At 67.6% G+C, this 3,594-nt stretch carries 1 protein-coding gene; it reads right to left on the reverse strand.

All coding sequences use genetic code 11. The features are described 5' to 3' along the window. Positions 1-11: 11 nt before the first annotated feature. Positions 12-3,413 carry an N-acetylmuramoyl-L-alanine amidase gene (locus VI056_14930; protein HEY6204315.1) on the reverse strand — a complete coding sequence of 1,134 codons (3,402 nt, stop codon included), beginning with the start codon at positions 3,411-3,413 and terminating at the stop codon, positions 12-14. Positions 3,414-3,594 lie beyond the last annotated feature (181 nt).

A 3,594-nucleotide genomic window follows, 5' to 3' on the forward strand; every position in this document is an offset into this window, starting at 1 on the left:
GACGGGCGCTCTCACTGTGCTTGGAGAGTACTGCTCCCCGTAGGCACATTCCGTGTCGAGAACCACGCGACGCCTTCCTGCACCAGGTCGAAGCCAACGGTGTAGGGGCCGGCCACCGTGGGGACCTTCACGATCGCGTTCACGGTGATGCTCGAGCCGCCCGGTACAGCCGTTGGTAGCGCCGTGCGCAGGCCATCCCACACGTAGACGTTCCCGCTCGGGACGTAGAGGTGATACGAGAGGTTGACGGTCCCGGGCTGCCACGTGAGCGTGCCGTTGTTCGTGATCGTGACCGGGACGGTCGTGATCGCGTTGACCGCCGCGCCGAAGTTCGTCTGCGTCTGATAGGTCGCGCCGTACTGCGGCGTCGCGACCGCGATCGTGCGCGACGGGAGCATCATCCCCTGCCCCGAGAACCACGTGACGCCCTCGCGCGCGATGTCGGGCCGCAGGATGTACGACCCGAGCGCCGTCGGTGTGGTCACGTTCATCTGGACGATGCGCACCTCGCCGACCTTCATGCCGGCGAGCGATGTGCGCAGGCCGTCCCAGACGAGCGTGTTGCCAGCGCCGTCGAGCCAGTGGTAGCTGAGGTTCACGTCCGAGCCCCAGTCGAAGTTCGACAGGTTGAAGACCTTGACCGGCACGGTCGTCGTGATCTTCGGCGCGAGGGACGTCGGCACGTCGTCGACGATGAACGCGCCGCCGTAGAACGGCGCGACGAACGGCGACACGGCGACCTGCGTGGTTGACGCCGGGACACCCTTGCCGCTGAACCAGGTGATGCCCTCGTGCACGAGGTCCCACTTGAGGACGTAGGTGCCGGCGGCGGACGGGAACGCGAGGTTCGCCTGGACCTGCACGCTCTGGCCGGGCTGCAGGTCGGCCCCGAGCTTCGTGCGCAGGCCGTCCCACACGACGGTCGCCCCCGCGGGCGTCGACCAGTGGTAGGACAGCGTCACGGGGTTCGCGCTGCCCACGAGCCAGGGGAAGTTGCTGTTGTTGGTGAGGATGATCGGCACGCTCGTGGTCGTGCCCGCCATCGGTGCGCTCGGCAGGGCCGAGCTATACGACGCGCCGTAGGCGGGCACGAGCTGGCCCGCGACGGTCACCGTGAAGTCGGTGGGCGCGGCGCCCTTCAGGCTGAACCACGCCACGCCCTCCTGCACGAGATCGAAGCGCAGCGAGAACGTGCCGGGGGTCGTGGGCGCGGCCACCTGGGCGGTGAGGTTCACGCTCTGGCCCGACGCGAGGTCCGCGGGCAGCTTGGTGCGCTCGCCGTCCCACACGACCGCGCGACCCGCGGAGTCGTACCAGTGGTAGCCGAGATTCACCGGATACGACGAGGTCGTCGGGAACGTCCCCTGTCCGGCGTTCGTCACCGTGACCGGAACGCTCGCGATCTGGCCGGCGGTGAACGCGGGCGCGCTGAGGATCGAGCCGACCGGCACGTTGTAGTTCGCCTTGAAGTCGACCGACACGCCCGTGGGTGTGTCGTCGGGCGCGACGCCCTTGTCCTCGAACGCGAACTCGTTCTCCTTATAGAGGTCGATGTAGAGCGTGTAGTTCGTCGGGTACGTCGGCGCGGTGATCGGGATGACGAGGTTCACGGTCTGTCCCGGCTGCACGTCGACCGCGAGCGGCGCGCGGTTCGCGCCGGGGAAGACGTTGCCGGTCGCGTTGCTGATCCACTTGTAGCCGAGGCGTACCGGGTTCACGCCGGTCGCGGGCCAGACTCGGCCGCCGTCGTTCGCGGCGGTCACGGTGATGATCTTCGTCTCGCCGGCGGTCCAGCTGATCGGCACGTTGTCCTTGACCCAGTCGACGCTCCAGTCGGCGGAGCGGAAGGCGACGTCGCGGACCGGCGAGTCGTAGAGCGAGCTCCACCACTGACCGTTGGTCTGGAGATCCCAGCGGATCGTGTAGCTGCCGACCGCGGGCGGGACGAAAGACGTGGTCACCGTGCCGGCGGCGTTCGGCGCGATCGCGGCCGCGATCGGTGTGACGCTGCCCTGCGTCGTGACCTGGCCGTCCTTGAGCACGCGGTACGAGAGCCCGGTCCCCGCGGGGATCGGCGTCGCGCCCTTGTTGAAGACCGTGACGACGACCGGCGCGGCGGCACCCGGGAAGGCTGCCTTGGGCATGTTCGGCTCGATGTACGGCAGCTGGTAGAAGCCGTTCGTCATCGCCGTCTGTATCTGGCTCTTGAAGCCCTGCATGATGTTGTAGATCCCGTTGCCCGGGCACGCGGTCTGGCCGCCGTGCGCGCTCACGATGTAGTTCGCGTCGCGGTGGCCCTGGATGTTCGGCGGATTCGACGTGACGTTGACCCACGAGCCGTTCGCGGCCTGCTCCTGGTGCGTGAACGTGTCGGCGCCGAACGGCTGGATGCCGTACTGCTGGAACTTCATCGCGATGATGGTCGAGATGCCGTTCTGCATCGTGCTCGTCGTCAGCTTGGTGCTGTAGTCGCCGATCGCAGCCACGCCGATCGAGCCGTTGTTCCAACCGTAGGCGTGACCGGCGATGACGTGGTCGCCGCCCGATCGACCGGTCCAGATGTTGCCGAACTTGTCGACCAGGTAGTTGTAGCCGATGTCGCCCCAGCCGCGCGTGACGGCGTGGAAGTAATAGATGGAGCGGATCGTCGCGGCGACGTTGGTGCCGCCGTCATCGGTGACGGTGTGATGGATGATCGCCTTCTGCACGCGCTGGTACTTGGGCACCCACTTCATGAGGCTCTCGTCGGCGCCCCAGTCCTGCCGCGTGAGGATCTTCTGCTCGCCCGCGGGCGCCGCGTCGGCGTAGCTGTTCCACATGTCAGCGAACGCGCCGGTGATGTCGTTCATGAGCTGCGCGACCGGGCCGGCGTTGACGTCGGTCACGTCCATGAACGTGAGCGCCATCCGGCCCAGCGCGTTGGTGTCGCCGCCGGTGAGCCAGGTGCGGTACTGCGCGTAGCGCGAGACCGGGAATTCGAAGGGTCCCGCGAACTGCTCGTTGCCATCGATGTTGCGCATGTCCTCGTCGTGCGGGAGCGCGGTCCAGTCCGTCCACCTCACGCCGTCCTTTGACACGCGCATCTCGACGTAGATCGACTCCTCCGCACCTGGCGCTGAGATCCAGTGCGTGCCGATGCGGTCGAAGAGCTGGCCGGCGTCGACGACCTGCGAGGTGAAGAGGAGCGTGTCGCCGCCCGTGGCGCCCTGGTCGCTGCCGGCTGGGAACGCGCTCGGCCGCGTGAGGGCACCGAGCTCGCGTGCGGCGGGGCGGGTCTGCACGACCTCGTTCGCGACGATCAGCCCGGACGCGCGGGGGGACGCGTGCGCCGGCCGGCCGAAATTAGGGAACAGGGCGAAGAGAAAGAGAGCCATGAGGAGCGCGAGGCGTACGCGAGACCAGCGTCGGCTCACCCGACCCCCTTCGTTCCTCGCCACGCTCCCAAACGCTTGTCGTGATTCTGCGCCAGAGACGTGGCCCTGTACATCGGGAACGATGGGACCGACGGGTCGTTACCGCGGAATCGGACCGGTCTCGGAATCCGCCGTAGTGCGCCTGTGTGGTTTAGCGCGTGTGGAAGCAGTCAAGGAAGCG

Source organism: Candidatus Limnocylindria bacterium (genome assembly GCA_036523395.1).
In the GTDB taxonomy this organism is placed as follows: Bacteria; Chloroflexota; Limnocylindria; order P2-11E; family P2-11E; genus CF-39.